This window comes from Bacillus sp. LNXM12-1 (genome assembly GCF_003004375.1).
In the GTDB taxonomy this organism is placed as follows: Bacteria; Bacillota; Bacilli; order Bacillales; family Bacillaceae; genus Bacillus.
In genome coordinates, this window is sequence record NZ_PVWX01000001.1 from 327538 (window position 1) to 344504 (window position 16967).

Annotated in this window: 12 protein-coding genes; all 12 read left to right on the plus strand. The window is 41.2% G+C overall.

Annotated features, from left to right (window positions below):
* Positions 1–63 precede the first annotated feature (63 nt).
* The 12 genes from recA (at position 64) to mutS (ending at position 16964) form a co-directional block, all read left to right on the plus strand.
* Positions 64–1104 carry a recombinase RecA gene (gene recA, locus C6Y07_RS01645; protein WP_034662211.1) on the plus strand — a complete coding sequence of 347 codons (1041 nt, stop codon included), beginning with the start codon at positions 64–66 and terminating at the stop codon, positions 1102–1104.
* A 500-nt stretch (positions 1105–1604) separates the two neighbouring features.
* Complete coding sequence (gene rny / locus C6Y07_RS01650) at positions 1605–3167, plus strand: ribonuclease Y (RefSeq protein ID WP_003211958.1); 1563 nt, start codon at positions 1605–1607, stop codon at positions 3165–3167.
* 88 nt (positions 3168–3255) lie between these two features.
* Entirely contained in the window at positions 3256–4050 is a 795-nt protein-coding gene (locus C6Y07_RS01655; RefSeq protein WP_034662209.1) for a TIGR00282 family metallophosphoesterase, read from the plus strand.
* Positions 4051–4251: 201 nt separating this feature from the next.
* The gene (spoVS, locus tag C6Y07_RS01660; RefSeq protein WP_003211281.1) at positions 4252–4512 is read left to right on the plus strand and encodes a stage V sporulation protein SpoVS; all 261 of its coding nucleotides are present in this window, start codon (positions 4252–4254) and stop codon (positions 4510–4512) included.
* Positions 4513–4714: 202 nt separating this feature from the next.
* Positions 4715–7759, plus strand: coding sequence for an efflux RND transporter permease subunit (locus tag C6Y07_RS01665; RefSeq protein WP_106156161.1), 3045 nt, complete (start codon positions 4715–4717; stop codon positions 7757–7759).
* Positions 7760–7934: 175 nt separating this feature from the next.
* Positions 7935–8999 (plus strand): L-threonine 3-dehydrogenase, encoded by a 1065-nt coding sequence (gene tdh / locus C6Y07_RS01670; protein ID WP_066030885.1) that lies wholly within the window; start codon positions 7935–7937, stop codon positions 8997–8999.
* Positions 8996–10177, plus strand: coding sequence for a glycine C-acetyltransferase (locus C6Y07_RS01675; RefSeq protein WP_106036803.1), 1182 nt, complete (start codon positions 8996–8998; stop codon positions 10175–10177). Before tdh ends, C6Y07_RS01675 begins: the two co-directional genes overlap by 4 nt.
* A 102-nt stretch (positions 10178–10279) precedes the next feature.
* Positions 10280–11395, plus strand: a complete 1116-nt coding sequence (locus tag C6Y07_RS01680; protein WP_106071506.1) for an MrcB family domain-containing protein — start codon at positions 10280–10282, stop codon at positions 11393–11395.
* A 90-nt stretch (positions 11396–11485) separates the two neighbouring features.
* Positions 11486–13012, plus strand: coding sequence for a tRNA (N6-isopentenyl adenosine(37)-C2)-methylthiotransferase MiaB (gene miaB / locus C6Y07_RS01685; RefSeq protein ID WP_060596336.1), 1527 nt, complete (start codon positions 11486–11488; stop codon positions 13010–13012).
* A 1-nt stretch (position 13013) separates the two neighbouring features.
* Positions 13014–13448, plus strand: a complete 435-nt coding sequence (ricA, locus tag C6Y07_RS01690) for a regulatory iron-sulfur-containing complex subunit RicA (protein WP_003211238.1) — start codon at positions 13014–13016, stop codon at positions 13446–13448.
* Positions 13449–13717: 269 nt separating this feature from the next.
* Positions 13718–14263 (plus strand): outer spore coat protein CotE, encoded by a 546-nt coding sequence (gene cotE / locus C6Y07_RS01695; protein WP_106156162.1) that lies wholly within the window; start codon positions 13718–13720, stop codon positions 14261–14263.
* Between the two features lie 124 nt (positions 14264–14387).
* Entirely contained in the window at positions 14388–16964 is a 2577-nt protein-coding gene (gene mutS, locus C6Y07_RS01700; RefSeq protein WP_106156164.1) for a DNA mismatch repair protein MutS, read from the plus strand.
* Positions 16965–16967 lie beyond the last annotated feature (3 nt).

Below are 16967 nucleotides of genomic sequence, written 5' to 3' on the forward strand. Positions count from 1 at the left end.
GGCAAATGACGTAAAACAAGGTATAGTATAGATAGTGGAATTGATAAAGGAGGAAACAATAGAATGAGTGATCGTCAAGCAGCCTTAGATATGGCTCTTAAACAAATAGAAAAACAGTTTGGTAAAGGCTCTATTATGAAACTAGGAGAGCAAACAGATACACGCATTTCAACAGTACCGAGTGGTTCGTTAGCACTTGATACTGCACTTGGAATAGGTGGATATCCTCGCGGCCGTATTATTGAAGTATATGGTCCAGAGAGTTCTGGTAAAACGACAGTAGCACTTCATGCCATTGCTGAGGTTCAGCAGCAGGGAGGACAAGCTGCATTTATCGATGCAGAGCATGCGCTCGATCCAGTTTACGCTCAAAAACTAGGTGTCAATATTGATGAGCTGTTACTTTCTCAGCCTGATACAGGAGAACAAGCACTTGAAATTGCAGAAGCTCTTGTCCGCAGTGGTGCAGTTGATATTGTTGTTATTGACTCAGTAGCTGCTCTTGTACCAAAAGCAGAGATTGAAGGGGACATGGGTGATTCACATGTTGGTTTACAAGCACGTTTGATGTCCCAAGCACTTCGTAAACTATCAGGTGCCATTAATAAATCGAAAACAATTGCCATCTTTATTAACCAAATTCGTGAAAAAGTTGGGGTCATGTTCGGTAACCCTGAAACAACGCCAGGTGGACGTGCGCTGAAGTTCTATTCGTCTGTTCGTTTAGAAGTGCGCCGTGCTGAACAGCTGAAGCAGGGCAATGACATTATGGGGAATAAAACGAGAATTAAAGTGGTGAAAAACAAAGTAGCACCGCCATTCCGTATTGCAGAAGTAGACATTATGTACGGTGAAGGAATCTCAAAAGAGGGAGAAATCATCGACCTTGGAAGCGAACTAGATATCGTACAAAAGAGCGGTGCTTGGTATTCTTATCAAGAGGAACGTCTTGGGCAAGGCCGCGAAAATGCGAAACAGTTCCTTAAAGAAAACAAAGATATTCTTCTCATGATTCAAGAACAAATTAGAGAGCACTACGGTTTGGACACAAACGGAGTGAAAGCAGCTGAAGAAGAAGAAGGACAAGAGGAATTGGAAATTTAAAGACTAAAAGACGCTGAAAAGCGTCTTAGATGGTTGACAAAGGGCTAAAATGATCTTTATTTTAGCCCTTTGTCTTCTTTTCAGCGTGATAGAAAACCTTTGAAGTCTAGGAAGGGCGAGTACCGGAGCGGAGCGAATTAAACATTCGTGAGCACCGGAGCGCAGACCTGACACCGAATGCGAGGGTTTGTCTACACGCTAAAGACGCTGAAAAGCGTCTTTTTTTTACATTTACATGACAGCTAGCAGGTCAAAAGTTCTGTCTTTGCTTGAAATAACGACTTACGCCTCAGTCTGACTAGCTTGACAAGTATTTCCGACACAATTACAATGGGAATGTATCACTTGTTTTTCTTAACATGATTGATAACTAATTTAAACTTGACAAGGGCAGTGAGGATCTCATTCCCTGTGAAGGCCCTGTATGTTGAGACACAAAACAATGTACATGCCGACACTTTATTTGTAAAACCAAGTTCATAGCAAGAGGAGGTGAAAATATGTCGCCTACGATGTTTACGATCATCTCCATTTTGCTGAGCCTAATCTGTTTAGTTGTTGGCTACTTTGTTCGTAAAACCATTGCAGAAGCAAAAATATCCGGCGCAAGAAACATGGCCGAACAAATTGTTGAGGATGCAAAGCGTGATGCGGAAGCATTGAAGAAAGAAGCGCTCTTGGAAGCGAAAGATGAAATTCATTCCTTTCGTGTAGAGGCGGAGCAAGAAGTTCGTGAAAGACGTAATGAGCTTCAAAGACAAGAAAACCGTTTACTTCAAAAAGAGGAAAATCTTGATCGCAAAGACGAATCTTTAGATAAACGGGAGTCCCTGTTGGAGAAGAGAGATCATTCTCTGAATGAACGACAACAACATATTGAAGAGATGGAAAGCAAAGTGGATGATATGATTCGTTTGCAGAAAGCCGAGTTAGAACGCATTTCTAGTTTAACTCGAGATGAAGCGAAACAAATCATTCTGGATCAAGTTGAAAATGAGCTTTCCCACGACATTGCAGTCATGACGAAAGAATCTGAAAACCGAGCGAAAGAAGAGGCTGATAAAAAGGCGAAAAACATTCTTTCACTTGCGTTACAGCGTTGTGCAGCTGATCATGTAGCTGAAACGACGGTATCTGTAGTCAATCTTCCAAATGATGAGATGAAAGGTCGTATTATCGGACGTGAAGGACGAAATATCCGTACGTTAGAAACGTTAACAGGTATTGACTTGATCATAGATGATACACCTGAAGCTGTTATCCTATCGGGCTTTGATCCGATTAGACGTGAAACAGCGAGGATAGCTCTGGACAAGCTAGTCCAGGATGGCCGCATTCATCCTGCACGAATTGAAGAAATGGTGGAAAAATCACGCCGTGAAGTCGATGATTATATCCGTGAGATGGGTGAGCAAACGACATTCGAAGTCGGAGTTCACGGTCTGCATCCGGATCTCATCAAAATTCTCGGTCGCTTAAAATTCCGTACAAGTTATGGACAAAATGTCCTGAAGCATTCAATTGAGGTTGCACATCTTGCAGGTCTCATGGCTTCAGAGCTTGGAGAAGATGCAAAGCTTGCAAAACGAGCAGGTCTTCTGCATGACATTGGAAAAGCCATTGATCATGAAGTAGAAGGAAGCCACGTAGAAATTGGCGTTGAGCTTGCGACGAAATATAAAGAGCATCCTGTTGTCATCAACAGTATTGCCTCTCACCACGGTGACCAAGAACCGACATCCATTATCGCTGTTCTTGTTGCGGCAGCAGATGCATTATCTGCAGCACGCCCTGGTGCAAGAAGTGAGACGCTTGAAAATTACATTCGGAGACTTGAGAAATTAGAAGATATCTCTGAATCTTATGAAGGTGTTGAAAAATCGTTTGCGATACAGGCTGGACGTGAAGTACGTATTATGGTGAAGCCAGATTCAATTAATGATCTTGAAGCTCACCGTCTAGCAAGGGATATTCGTAAGCGGATTGAGGACGAGCTCGATTACCCTGGTCACATTAAAGTGACGGTCATTCGAGAAACTCGCGCAGTAGAGTATGCAAAATAGAGCGGTGCGCTTAGCGCCGCTTTATTTTTTTGTGTAAATATGCAACACTGATAAGAAGTCAATTTATAAGAGAAAGGGTTCAAAGCGCATGAAAATATTATTTGTTGGAGATATCGTCGGTTCACCTGGACGAGACACACTGAAAGAATACTTACCAAAGCTAAAGAAGAAATATCAGCCCCACTTTACCATTGTCAACGGAGAAAATGCTGCTCATGGGAAAGGGATAACTGAAAAAATCTATCATGAGCTGCTGCAAGCAGGAGCTGACGTGCTTACAATGGGCAACCATACATGGGATAAAAGAGACATTTTTGATTTCATCGATGACGCAGCCAACATGGTTCGTCCGGCGAACTTCCCAGAAGGCACACCTGGTAAAGGTCTTACATTTATAAAAAAACAAGGAAAAGAACTGGCCGTCATCAATTTACAAGGACGCACTTTTTTACCGCCAATTGACTGCCCGTTTCAAAAAGTAGACGAGTTAATTGCGGAAGCATCCAAACGTACACCGTTCATTTTTATTGATTTTCATGGTGAAGCCACAAGTGAAAAGCAAGCGATGGGCTGGTATACAGACGGCCGTGCATCATGTGTCGTTGGAACGCATACACATGTTCAAACAGCAGATAACCGCGTTTTGCCAAAAGGAACTGCGTATATTTCAGATGTGGGAATGACAGGACCTTATGATGGCATTTTAGGTGTTGATCGGGAGACGATTATTAAACGATTCAAAACGAGTCTTCCAGTCCGTTTTGAGATTGCAGAAGGACGCACAACATTAAGTGCAGTAATCGTAGAAATTGACGAACAGTCGAAAAAAGCTGTCAAAATTGATCGAATTTTGATAAATGATGACCATATTTTCTTTGAATAAATGTTCACATATTTATTTCAGAAAAATATTAATCAGAAAGAAGGAATATGCGCCCTCTATCGTGAATATAGTAAAAATGGTAGGTAGCCTGCTATTTTTGAAAAACATTTTGGGGATGGATTTTCAAAAAATAGCATCATCTAACAAAGATTGTTCTAATGAACACTCACTTATCCATTGTAAATTTAAGGGGGAGCAGAAATGGAAATTTTAAAAGTTTCAGCAAAGTCAAATCCGAATTCAGTAGCAGGAGCATTAGCAGGCGTTTTACGTGAACGCGGTGCAGCGGAAATACAAGCAATCGGCGCTGGAGCGCTGAATCAGGCGGTCAAGGCTGTAGCCATAGCAAGGGGATTTGTTGCACCAAGCGGAGTGGATTTGATATGCATTCCAGCCTTTACTGACATTCTTATCGATGGAGAAGAAAGAACAGCAATCAAATTGATTGTTGAACCGCGATAATTCTAATTTTATTATTTTCAACCTGCTTACATCATGTGAGCAGGTTGTTTTTGTTTACCACTATACATTTCTTATATAACATATTCAGTTCATGAAATAGATAAAAATGACATATTAGAGCTTGCATTTTTTCACCAGGATGATAAATTAAGATGAAGTTAAAAATACTTCATCAAAAATAAATATTTAAGTAGGTGAAATAATGTTCGAAGCTTTTTTGAAAAGAGGAAAGCTTGTTTTTATTTTATTTTTTATTGTTCTCATTGCTGGCGGCTATTTATTCGCGCAGCTCCCTAAACGAGAACTGCCAGAATTCCAAGCGAATATCGTCACGATTTCCACCGTGTTTCCTGGTGCGGATGCAAAACAGGTGGAAAGTGATGTAACCAATAAGCTCGAATCAGCCATATCTGATATCAATGGTGTAGAGAAAACGAGCTCTGTTTCTGCCATTGGTTTTTCAAATATTGTGCTTGAAATTGATGATCAAGCCGACTTTCAAAAGGTGGCAAGTCAGATTAAGAATGAAACCACGAGTGCTGCGTCGTCCTTTCCTAACGGAGTGATGGAGCCGGATGTAAAGGATGAGTTCGGCAACGTGCCGGTTGGTTCTTATATGGTTGTGGCGAGTCAATTAACGGACTTGGCAAAAAGTCAGGAATCGCTGCGTGCGTTGAAGGAAAAGGTTGAGGACATCAAAGGGGTAGACAGTGTCGTCATCAAAGGATTCAATGACAAACAAGCGGTATTAAACTTAGACTCGAGTAAACTGGAGGATGAAGGGTTAAATGTAACGGATGTTACAAATGCCATCAATCAGGAATTTGACACATCTCCACTAGGCGACATTCGGGCAGGTGGCGAGAAGGTTAAGCTGTCCATTGATGCCTATGACCGTTTGGATCAAGTGACAAAGATTGAGCTTTTCTCCAAAACGAACCGTGAGCCGGTCACAATCAGTCAGCTTGGCAGCTTAAAAGAAGTAGAAAAAGAGAAAAGTGACATTGTGTCGTATAACGGAAAGCCCGCCTATTCATTTACAGTCAATATCAAACCAGGGCTTGATATTCCTAAAATGTATGACAAAGTCAGTGATGTTATTAAGAAAGAGAAGCAGCTTCCAAATGGTGTGGAGTGGGTAGACTACTATTCACAAAAAAGTGATGTGGATGCCATTTTTAATGATTTAATAAAAGAAGCCATTGTTGCGGTCATCGCTGTCATTATCGTCACCACACTTGGTCTTACCATTGGCGGTGCGTTCATCGTTTCACTTGCCATCCCATTATCGATCACAATCGGAACGATTCCGCTGCCATTTTTACAAGTGGACCTCAATCAGATTTCGATTATCGGCTTTATCATTGCCCTAGGAATACTTGTCGATGATGCCATTGTCGTCAACGATAATATTTTAAGGCAGATGAAAAAATACGAAAGTCCGCTTAAAGGAACGATTGCAGGTGTGAAAGAAGTTGCAGGGTCTATTTTGACTTCAACACTTGCGGTTGTGTTTGCTTTCTTGCCACTTGTTTTCTTATCAGGTGCAAACGGTTCATTTATACGAGCATTACCGTCTGTCCTAGTCACGACTGTACTTGCGTCTATGGTGATTTCTCTGACACTAGTGCCAGTCTATCAATATACCGTGAACCGAAAAAGAAAGAACAAGAAAATTCAAAAAGAGCCAGGGTTCCTAGGCAAACCGTTAAAAAAATTAGCTGATTTTTATGCAGACCGTGTGCTGACGAATATTGTGAAGCGTCCGCTGCTTATTGGCCTAAGTGGTTTGCTCGTTGCAACGCTTGCCTTTTTACTGATTTTCGTCACACCATTTGAATTTTTCCCTGCAGCGAATAAGAAAGAAGTGGTTGTCACTGTCACACTTCCAAGTGAAACAACATTAGACAAAACAAATGAAACATTAGAGAAAATAGAACAAGAGATGAAACAGCAGAAAGGCATTGAAGAGACGGCGATCTTTGCAGGCGGCGGTGTACCGAACCTGTTTAATGAAAGTATCTCAAATGCAAGTGATCATACTGGTCAGGTTGTTGTGAGAGTAGACAATGATCAGATGACGAGTAAACAATTGATAGATCGTATGACAGAGCCTTTGCGTAAGAAATTCAAAGATGCTGATATCTTTATGAAAACCATTGTTCAAGGGCCGCCAACCGGTGCGCCTGTGACTGTAACCATTGCGGGTGACTCTTTTGCAAAGCTCATTAATATCAAAGAAACGCTCACAAGTGAAATGAAAGAAAAAGGAGCGAGCTTGATCACTGACGATGTCAATCAGCCGGTAAAAACCATCTCCTTTGAATTAAACCGTGACCGAATGGCAGAGGATGGACTCAGCGCTCAGTTTGTCAGCAGACAGCTCGGTCTAGTGACAGAAGGCATGCCATTAGGCAGCTTTAAACAAGGAACAAAAGATATCGACCTAGTGGTCAAACAGGATATGGCTACACACCAAAATGGATTAAAGCTAAAAGAAATAAAAGTGCCTGTCAATTCAAATGAAGGTGGTATGCCTTCACTCGAGCCGCTTAGCCGATATGTAAAAGAAAAAGAAACAGAGCAGTATGAAAGCATTCCACATGAAAATGGAATTCCGACCATTACGCTGAAGGCGTACCCTGGCACGTCAGAGTCGTTTAAAGATGACATGAAAGAAGTCGTCAATCAAGTAGGAAAAACGGATGCAGCGAAGGAGCTAACCATTTCTCAAGGTGGAGAAAATGAAGATCAAACTCAGTTCTTTATTGAAATTAGTCTCTTATTTGGGGTTGTCTTGCTGCTCATTTATGTGACCATCGCTTTTCAGTTCAATTCATTGATGCTTCCATTGTTAGTTCTAGGTACGGTTTACTTAGCGATATCTGGAGCTGTTATAGGACTGTTTGTCACACAAACACCGTTCAGCTTCATGGCAACAATGGGAATTGTCTCATTAGCTGGTATCGTGGTCCGAAATGCGGTTGTCTTGTTCGAATTTATTGAGCAGCGGCGTAAGCAAGGATTCGATCAACAGACAGCTGTCATTGAAGCTGGAAGAGCAAGGATTAGGCCAATTTTACTAACAGCCTTTACAGCACTGGTTGCCCTTATGCCTGTAGCATTAAGTAATGACCCGCTCTTTAAGCCGCTGGCAATCTGCATAGTTTCGGGTGTCTTTTTCTCAACGATTCTCACACTCTTCATTGTGCCAGCCTTATATATTGCCGTTTCAAAAAGACGGTGACGCAAAAAGCAAATCTCCTTCTCTACGGGGATTTGCTTTTTTTTTAGAAAAATATCCAAAAAAATATGTGGAGTGTTCATTTGTCTTTTTACAGTAGACAGTGGTATTTACGACTAAAATAAGACGTGTTAAAATCTCATTGGGAGAAGTTTTTTTAACAAAGGGGTTGTACGTCATGTGTGGAACGATGAAAGCAATTGTTAAAAAAGAAAGCGCTTACGGAGCGGTACTGATGGAAATGCCGATTCCAGAAATCAATGATCATGAAGTATTGATTCAGGTGAAAGCCACTTCGATATGCGGAACAGACGTGCATATTTATAACTGGGATGACTGGGCAAAGGGAAGAGTTAAAGCGCCCTACATTTTTGGACATGAATTTACAGGGGAAGTTGTCAAGGCGGGAAAGCAAGTCTCGCGTGCAAAAGTAGGGGATTTTGTATCGGCAGAGACACATGTTGTATGTAATCAGTGCTATATGTGTTTAACCGGTCAGCAGCATTTATGCAGTGAAACGAAAATTTTAGGGGTAGACATTGACGGCTGCTTTGCTGAATATGTCAAAGTACCTGAACAAAATGTGTGGCACAATCCAGCTCAAATGCCAGTAGAGCTTGCGTCTATCCAAGAGCCGCTTGGAAATGCTGTTCATACAGTGCTGCACACACCCGTTTCAGGTAAGTCGGTGGCGATTTTTGGCTGCGGACCAATCGGTTTAATGGCGATCGCCGTCGCGAAAGCTTCCGGTGCTGTTCAAGTGTTTGCCGTCGATCAAAACGAATACAGGCTGGATCTTGCCCGAAAAATGGGGGCAGACCATATCGTGGATATTGGAAAAGATGATCCTGTTGAGGTGATTAAGCAGTTCACACGGATGGAAGGAGCAGATGTGATATGCGAGATGTCAGGACATCCAGTTGCCATTAATCAAGCTCTCGAAGCTTGTGCAAATGGAGGGAAAGTCAATATACTAAGCTTGCCAGAACGGCCAGTGACAATTGATATTACGAATCAAATTGTTTTTAGGGGATTAACCGTCCAAGGAATCACGGGGAGAAAAATGTTTGAGACGTGGCGTCAAGTATCTGAGTTATTAAGAACGAATACCATCGATGTCCAGCCAGTTGTCACCCATACGCTGCCATTTGAACAGTTCGAAAAGGGATTTGAACTCATGAGAAATGGTACGTGCGGAAAGGTCGTACTGATGCTGCCATCAAATCAAAGGGGGAAGAAATGATGAAAGAATTCACGTATTTACAAGATGAATTAGAAACAATGAAGCAGCAAGGCACCCACCAAACATTGAAAGAGATCGACTCAAAACAATCATCCACTGTGACATTAAATGAACAATCTGTCATACAGCTCTCCTCAAATAACTACTTAGGCCTCACCTCACATCCAAGGCTGATGAAAGCGGCAAAAGAGGCAATTGATGAATTTGGTGCTGGTACAGGGTCTGTACGAACCATCGCCGGCACAATGACGATGCACGAACGTCTTGAAAAAAAGCTCGCTGCATTTAAAAAGACAGAGGCAGCCCTTGTGTTCCAATCAGGCTTTACGACCAACCAAGGGGTCTTATCAAGTATCCTGACAAAAGATGATATTGTGATTTCAGATGAACTGAATCATGCCTCAATCATTGACGGCATCCGATTAACAAAAGCAGATAAAAAGGTATACGGTCATTCCAATATGGAACAGCTTGAGAAAATTTTAAAGAAATCTATGAATTACCGCATGCGTCTCATCGTCACAGATGGTGTGTTCTCGATGGATGGAGATATTGCGCCACTTCCTGAGATTGTCAGGCTCGCAGAAGCATATGATGCATTTGTGATGGTAGACGATGCGCATGCCTCGGGCGTGCTTGGTGAAAATGGCCGCGGGACAGTCAACCATTTCAAACTCGACGGCAGAGTGCATATTCAGGTTGGGACACTTAGCAAGGCTGTCGGAGTGCTCGGCGGCTATGTAGCGGGTTCAGCAGTTTTAATTGATTATTTAAAACATAAAGCAAGACCGTTTTTATTCAGCACCTCACATCCGCCAGCAGTGACTAGAGCGTGTGAAGAAGCGATTGAAGTGCTGTTAGATGAACCGGAGCGAATTGGCACGCTCTGGGAGAACGCCGCCTATTTTAAAGAAAAAGTCGTCAGTCTTGGATTTCAGGTTGCACCCACAGAAACACCGATTATTCCAATTATGATTGGAGACGAAGCCCTTACTTTCCGCTTTTCAAAGGCTTTAATAGAGCGAGGCGTGTTTGCTCAAGGCATCGCCTTCCCAACTGTGGCAAAAGGAAAAGCGAGAATTAGAGCCATCATCACAGCAGAGCACACAAAAGAAGAACTAGACCGTGCACTGACGGTGATCAAAGAAGAAGCAAAAAAACTGAATATACTTGATTGAGAGAGCGCAGGCTCTCTTTTTTTTGCACTATTCTTTCCATATTTCATCAAATCTACCGTTTGTTATGTATAATGTATGTAAAAAGATCTATTGAGGTAAGTGATGAGAGAAATGTTATTTAATAAAGATGAGTTTTATAAGCAATTTTTAGATTATAAGAACAATGCAAGAACAGATAAGAATCACCCTTTTCACAAAATGTTTAATAAAGAAATACCAAACAAAATTCAATGTGAATTAGAAAAACGTCATATGAGGAATTTGGATAGGATCGATATTAAAGCATCTACAGGAAATGGAAAAGTTGCAGAATGTTTTTGGATTGCACTTTTAGACAGGAGATTAACCACAAATCCTAATTCCCAAAAAACAACGACACAAAAAGGAATATTTATTGTTATTTTATTTGCTGAGAACGGGGAAGATTTTTATTTAACAATTGAAACTGGAACTGAAAATTTATCTTTGTCTGAAATTAAAGAAGAGGCAGCCGTTTGGAGGGAAAGGCTACAGCCAGAATTAAAGCACCATAAAAGATTAGAGGGCTTTCATATAGGTGATTTTCATTTGGGTAAATCATTAAGACCTAAAAAATATGTAGCAAGCTCATTGGTCTTTAAAAAGTATAATATTGATCATTTTGACCATCACCAATTAATAGAAGATATCAATTCTTTAAACGAGTTTTTTTATGATTTTGTTTACGAAGTATATTTGGATCAGGACCTTACTCCAAAAGTGGAACATCAGAACAAATTTAAAAGAAAAAGAATCATTCATAGAGATGTTTATAAACAATTAAGAGAAGAAAGAGCAAAGCAAAACGAAGAGACAGGTAGAATAGCTGAGAAATTTGTTTATCATATGGAAGTAGAGCAATTAAAAGCAGCGGGTCAGGAACAATTAGCGGAAGCTGTCAATTGGGTGGCTGAAACGGAAGATGGTCATGGATTTGATATCAAATCTTATTACCCCGATGGAAAAGAGAAACTAATAGAAGTAAAAGGATCTAAACTTACTCATCAAGACTTTCCATTTTTCTTATCTGAACAAGAAAGAATGGTAGCAGAAGAGGAAAAAGAAGCATATGTGATTACTTTAGTTGAGAGTGTCGGTACACAGCAGATGAAAATTGTCAAAGAAATACAAAACCCTTTAGGCAAAGACGATCTACATCTGAAACCTACTCAATATTCATGCAGAATTCGTGTGGATTGAAAAGTGATGGCACATATGAATTTATTTTCAATTCATCACAAAATAGTCTATACTGTAGGGTGGAGCTTGGTTTGAAAGGAGTACAAATTCATGAATGAAGAGCAGAGAAAAGCGAGCGGACAAGTAAGTTCATCGGACAAAAAATCCGAGAAGGACTACAGCCAGTATTTTGAAGCTGTGTACATTCCGCCTTCCTTAAAAGAAGCAAAAAAACGGGGTAAAGAAGAAGTCGAATACAATCAATTTCAAATTGACGAGCGGTTTCAAGGTTTAGGGAACGGCCGCAAGTTTTATATTCGCACATATGGCTGTCAAATGAATGAGCATGACACAGAAGTGATGGCTGGTATCTTTATGGCGCTTGGTTATGAGCCAACAAACTCAACGGAAGATGCAAATGTCATCTTATTAAACACTTGTGCGATTCGTGAAAATGCGGAAAACAAAGTGTTCGGAGAGCTTGGTCATTTAAAAGCATTAAAGCGTGAAAAGCCAGATTTAATTTTAGGTGTCTGCGGATGTATGTCGCAAGAGGAATCTGTCGTCAACCGTATTTTGAAGAAACATCCATTTGTTGATTTGATTTTCGGTACACACAACATTCACCGCCTGCCAGAGTTGTTATCTGAATGCTATCTTTCAAAAGAAATGGTCATCGAGGTTTGGTCAAAAGAAGGCGATGTCATTGAAAACCTTCCGAGAGCCCGCCAAGGAAAAATTAAGGGCTGGGTGAATATTATGTACGGCTGTGATAAATTCTGTACATACTGTATCGTCCCTTACACGCGCGGTAAGGAAAGAAGCCGCCGCCCGGATGAAATTATTCAAGAGGTCAGACGTTTAGCGGCAGAAGGATATAAGGAAATTACCCTTCTTGGTCAAAACGTGAATGCATATGGAAAAGATTTTGAAGACATGGAATATGGTCTTGGACACCTGATGGATGAGCTGCGTAAAATCGATATTCCGCGTATCCGTTTTACAACAAGCCACCCGCGTGACTTTGACGATCACTTAATTGAAGTGCTTGCTAAGGGTGGGAACCTTCTCGATCATATTCATTTGCCAGTTCAATCAGGCAGTTCTTCTGTATTGAAACTCATGGCGAGAAAATATGACCGTGAGCGTTATCTTGATCTTGTGCGCAAAATCAAAGAAGCCATGCCAAATGCTTCATTAACAACGGACATTATTGTTGGGTTCCCAAATGAGACAGATGAGCAGTTTGAGGAAACACTTTCCCTCTATCGCGAGGTTGAGTTTGATGCCGCTTATACGTTCATTTACTCTCCAAGAGAAGGAACACCAGCAGCGAAAATGCAAGACAACGTGCCAATGCATGTGAAAAAAGAACGTCTGCAGCGCCTGAATGCCCTCGTGAATGAAATTTCCGCGAAAAAAATGAAGGAATATGAAGGGCAGACTGTCGAAGTATTAGTAGAGGGTGAAAGTAAAAACAACCCTGAAATCCTAGCCGGATATACAAGTAAAAGCAAGCTTGTGAATTTTAAAGCACCAAAAGAAGCGATTGGCAACATCGTCAAAGTGAAAATCACACAAGCCAAAACTTGGTCTCTTGACGGAGAAATGGTTGGAGAAGCTATCGAGGTGAATTAAAATGACGCTTTATTCAAAAAAAGAGATTGTCGAGCGTGCAAGAGAGCTCGCTAAAATGATTTCTGAAACAGAAGAAGTTGATTTCTTCAAGAAAGCAGAAGCGCAAATCAATGAAAATACAAAAATTTCAACGATTATTAATCAAATTAAGGCGCTTCAAAAACAAGCTGTGAATTTAAAGCATTACGGCAAACATGAAGCCTTAAAGCAAGTGGAAGAAAAAATCGATGCCCTGCAAGAAGAACTGGATGAAATCCCGGTGATTCAAGAATTCAAAGAATCACAAGTGGAAGTCAATTCCCTGCTTCAGCTCGTAGCGCATACGATTTCTAATCAAGTAACAGATGAAATCATTCTTTCAACCGGCGGTGACCTCTTATTAGGAGAAACCGGTTCAAAAGTGAAAAACTCATCACCAAGTTGCTCCATTAAATGAGAAAACCCCGCAGATGCGGGGTTTTTTGCTTTGCTATCATCATTTTTTGAAAGAACAGAAGAAATTCACCCTTCCTGTTCTACCTCTTGCTTCGTCACCCCAAAATCTCTCACTCTCCAACTTTTCCAATTTTCAAGGCAAGTTTATGGGCGACCATGCATACACTGAAACAGAAATGAATTTAATTGAACATGAAGTTCAAAATCGTGACACACTAGACGAATGCCCAGCATAAGATAAAACGATCAAGAACAAGGAGGCATGCCGGAATGTCTGAATACAGAGAGATTATTACAAAAGCGGTGGTTGCAAAAGGGAGGAAATTCACCCAAAGCACACACACCATTTCTCCATCGCAAAAACCAACCAGCATCCTAGGTGGTTGGATCATTAATCATAAGTATGATGCTGAAAAGGTCGGTAAAACTGTTGAGATTGAAGGAACCTTTGATATTAACGTATGGTATTCTTACGCTGATAACACAAAAACAGAAGTCGTCACAGAACGGGTGAAATATGTAGACATCATCAAACTGAGATATAAAGATAAAAATTTCCTTGATGATGAGCATGAAGTGATTGCAAAAGTGCTGCAGCAGCCGAATTGCTTAGAAGTGACCATTTCTCCAAACGGCAATAAAATTATCGTTCAGGCAGAGCGGGAATTCATTGCTGAAGTGGTAGGAGAAACAAAAATTGTTGTAGAGGTCAATTCAAGCTGGAAAGAAAAAGATGATCACGAGTGGGAAGAAGAGGTGGATGAGGAGTTAGAGGATATTCATCCAGAATTCCTAACGGGTGATCCAGAAGAGTAATTGATGACTAGGGCGCATATCCCCCTAGTTTTTTTGTGTCCTATCTAGGAGAAAAAAGGGGATTTTTTATGCTATAATGAAAGATGGTATGAATTCGAATGTAGTATAGTGAGGGATTAGAAATATGGCAAGTTATACGCCCATGATACAGCAATATTTAAAAATCAAGGCAGAGTATCAAGATGCCTTTTTATTTTTTCGCTTAGGCGATTTTTATGAAATGTTTTTTGATGACGCAAAAGAAGCGGCACAAGAATTGGAAATTACGTTAACAAGCAGAGATGGCGGGACAATACCAATGTGCGGTGTTCCTTATCATTCTGCTTCTGCATACATAGAACAATTGATTTCAAAAGGCTACAAGGTCGCGATTTGTGAGCAGGTGGAAGATCCTAAAACGGCAAAAGGTGTCGTCAAAAGAGAAGTCGTTCAACTCATTACACCAGGTACGGTGATGGATGGTAAAGGCTTAAGTGAAAACGAAAACAACTTCATTGCATCTGTTACAAGATTTGAAAATGGATACGGACTTGCACTTTCTGATTTATCTACAGGTGAAAATATGGCGGCTTTCATCGATCGATTAGATGAAGTCGTGTCTGAAATTTATTCTGTCGGTGCAAAAGAAATTGTGGTGTCAAAGCAGCTGGATGAGGAAACAGTCAAGACCTTAAAGGAACGGTGCCAAGCGACCATTTCATACGAAGATAGTGATGAATTGATCGATGAAGCTGAGCGGCTCGTGTCCCGCCTGAGCGAGCAACTAAGATCGGCCTTTTTGACATTATATGCTTATTTAAGAAGAACGCAAAAAAGAAGTCTCGATCACCTTCAGCAAGTGCAAGTGTTTGAGCTCGAACAAACAATGAAAATTGATCTTTACTCAAAACGAAATCTTGAATTAACAGAGACGATCCGCTCAAAAAGCAAGAAGGGCTCTTTATTATGGCTGCTAGATGAAACAAAAACAGCGATGGGCGGAAGGCTGCTCAAACAATGGATCGACCGGCCGTTAATTCGTCCTACGCAAATTATGGAACGTCAGGAAATGGTGCAAATTCTCATGGATCATTTCTTTGAACGAGAGGATCTGCGTGAACGATTAAAGCAAGTATATGATCTTGAGCGTCTAGCGGGCCGCGTCGCATTTGGCAACGTAAATGCCCGTGATCTCATTCAGTTAAAAGAATCCTTAAAGCAAGTGCCAGCCATTAAAGAGCTTGTGCACTCACTGCCAGAGGAAATGGCGAAATCAAGAGCGAATGATATTGATCCTTGTGGTGACTTACTTGATTTATTAGAAGATGCGCTATATGAGAACCCGCCGATGACGTTAAAAGAAGGCAATTTGATTAAAGACGGCTACAATGCAAAATTAGATGAATACCGTGATGCCAGCCGAAATGGGAAGGACTGGATTGCACGGCTTGAACAGCAAGAAAGAGAATACACAGGCATTCGCTCCTTAAAAGTCGGGTTTAATAAAGTGTTCGGTTATTATATCGAAGTGACACGCGCGAATACGCATCTTCTGGAGGAAGGGCGTTATGAAAGAAAACAAACGCTTGCCAATGCAGAGAGGTATATTACACCTGAATTGAAAGAAAAAGAAGCGCTGATTCTTGAGGCAGAATCAAATATAAGCGAACTGGAATATGAACTATTCGCAGCTCTCAGGGAACAAGTGAAAGTCTATATTCCGAGATTACAGCTGCTCGCAAAACAAATGAGTGAGCTGGATGCCCTCCAATGTTTTGCGACTGTCAGTGAAAAGCGCCGTTATATCCGTCCGGAATTCTCAGAGGATGAGGTGGATGTCATAGATGGCCGTCACCCAGTCGTTGAAAAAGTGATGGATCATCAGGAGTATGTGCCAAATGACTGCCATATGGGAAATGGCCGGCAAACCTTACTCATTACTGGGCCGAATATGTCAGGGAAAAGTACGTATATGAGACAAATGGCGCTTATCTCAATTCTTGCGCAAATTGGCTGCTTTGTGCCGGCATCAAAGGCGACCCTTCCGATCTTTGATCAAATCTTTACACGCATTGGTGCGGCAGATGATTTGATTTCTGGTCAGAGTACTTTTATGGTAGAGATGCTTGAAGCAAAAAATGCGATGGTGCATGCAACGAAAAACAGCTTGATCTTATTTGATGAAATTGGACGCGGGACAAGCACTTATGATGGAATGGCTCTTGCGCAGGCAATCATTGAATTTGTTCACGATCATATTGGTGCCAAAACGCTATTTTCTACACATTACCATGAGCTTACAGTCCTTGAGTCTCAATTAAGCGAGCTGAAAAATGTCCATGTACGTGCTGAAGAGCATGAAGGCACGGTCGTTTTCTTACATCAAATCAAAGAGGGGGCAGCTGATAAAAGCTATGGTATTCATGTAGCGCAGCTTGCTGAATTGCCTGATGCCATCATCGATAGGGCCCAGACCATTTTGACGGAGCTTGAGAGCGGATCACATGAAGTGACCCCGCACGTATCTGCAGCCCCAAAAACAGAAAAGACCGAGGGAAAACAGCAGCTTTCTTTCTTTGAAGTAGAAGAAAAACCGCAAACTAAACCAGTTCTAAAACAGAAAGATCAAGCGGTGATCGAGGAATTAAAGTCATTCAACCTAATGGATATGACCCCGCTCGAAGCGATGACAAAGCTATATGAATTGCAAAAGAAATTATAATAT

Excerpts from the sequence above, each read along its gene's own strand:
- recA (WP_034662211.1), top strand. The coding sequence starts at position 64 with ATGAGTGATCGTCAAGCAGCCTTAGATATGGCTCTTAAACAAATAGAA.
- rny (WP_003211958.1), top strand. The coding sequence starts at position 1,605 with ATGTCGCCTACGATGTTTACGATCATCTCCATTTTGCTGAGCCTAATC.
- C6Y07_RS01655 (WP_034662209.1), top strand. The coding sequence starts at position 3,256 with ATGAAAATATTATTTGTTGGAGATATCGTCGGTTCACCTGGACGAGAC.
- spoVS (WP_003211281.1), top strand. The coding sequence starts at position 4,252 with ATGGAAATTTTAAAAGTTTCAGCAAAGTCAAATCCGAATTCAGTAGCA.
- C6Y07_RS01665 (WP_106156161.1), top strand. The coding sequence starts at position 4,715 with ATGTTCGAAGCTTTTTTGAAAAGAGGAAAGCTTGTTTTTATTTTATTT.
- tdh (WP_066030885.1), top strand. The coding sequence starts at position 7,935 with ATGTGTGGAACGATGAAAGCAATTGTTAAAAAAGAAAGCGCTTACGGA.
- C6Y07_RS01675 (WP_106036803.1), top strand. The coding sequence starts at position 8,996 with ATGATGAAAGAATTCACGTATTTACAAGATGAATTAGAAACAATGAAG.
- C6Y07_RS01680 (WP_106071506.1), top strand. The coding sequence starts at position 10,280 with ATGAGAGAAATGTTATTTAATAAAGATGAGTTTTATAAGCAATTTTTA.
- miaB (WP_060596336.1), top strand. The coding sequence starts at position 11,486 with ATGAATGAAGAGCAGAGAAAAGCGAGCGGACAAGTAAGTTCATCGGAC.
- ricA (WP_003211238.1), top strand. The coding sequence starts at position 13,014 with ATGACGCTTTATTCAAAAAAAGAGATTGTCGAGCGTGCAAGAGAGCTC.
- cotE (WP_106156162.1), top strand. The coding sequence starts at position 13,718 with ATGTCTGAATACAGAGAGATTATTACAAAAGCGGTGGTTGCAAAAGGG.
- mutS (WP_106156164.1), top strand. The coding sequence starts at position 14,388 with ATGGCAAGTTATACGCCCATGATACAGCAATATTTAAAAATCAAGGCA.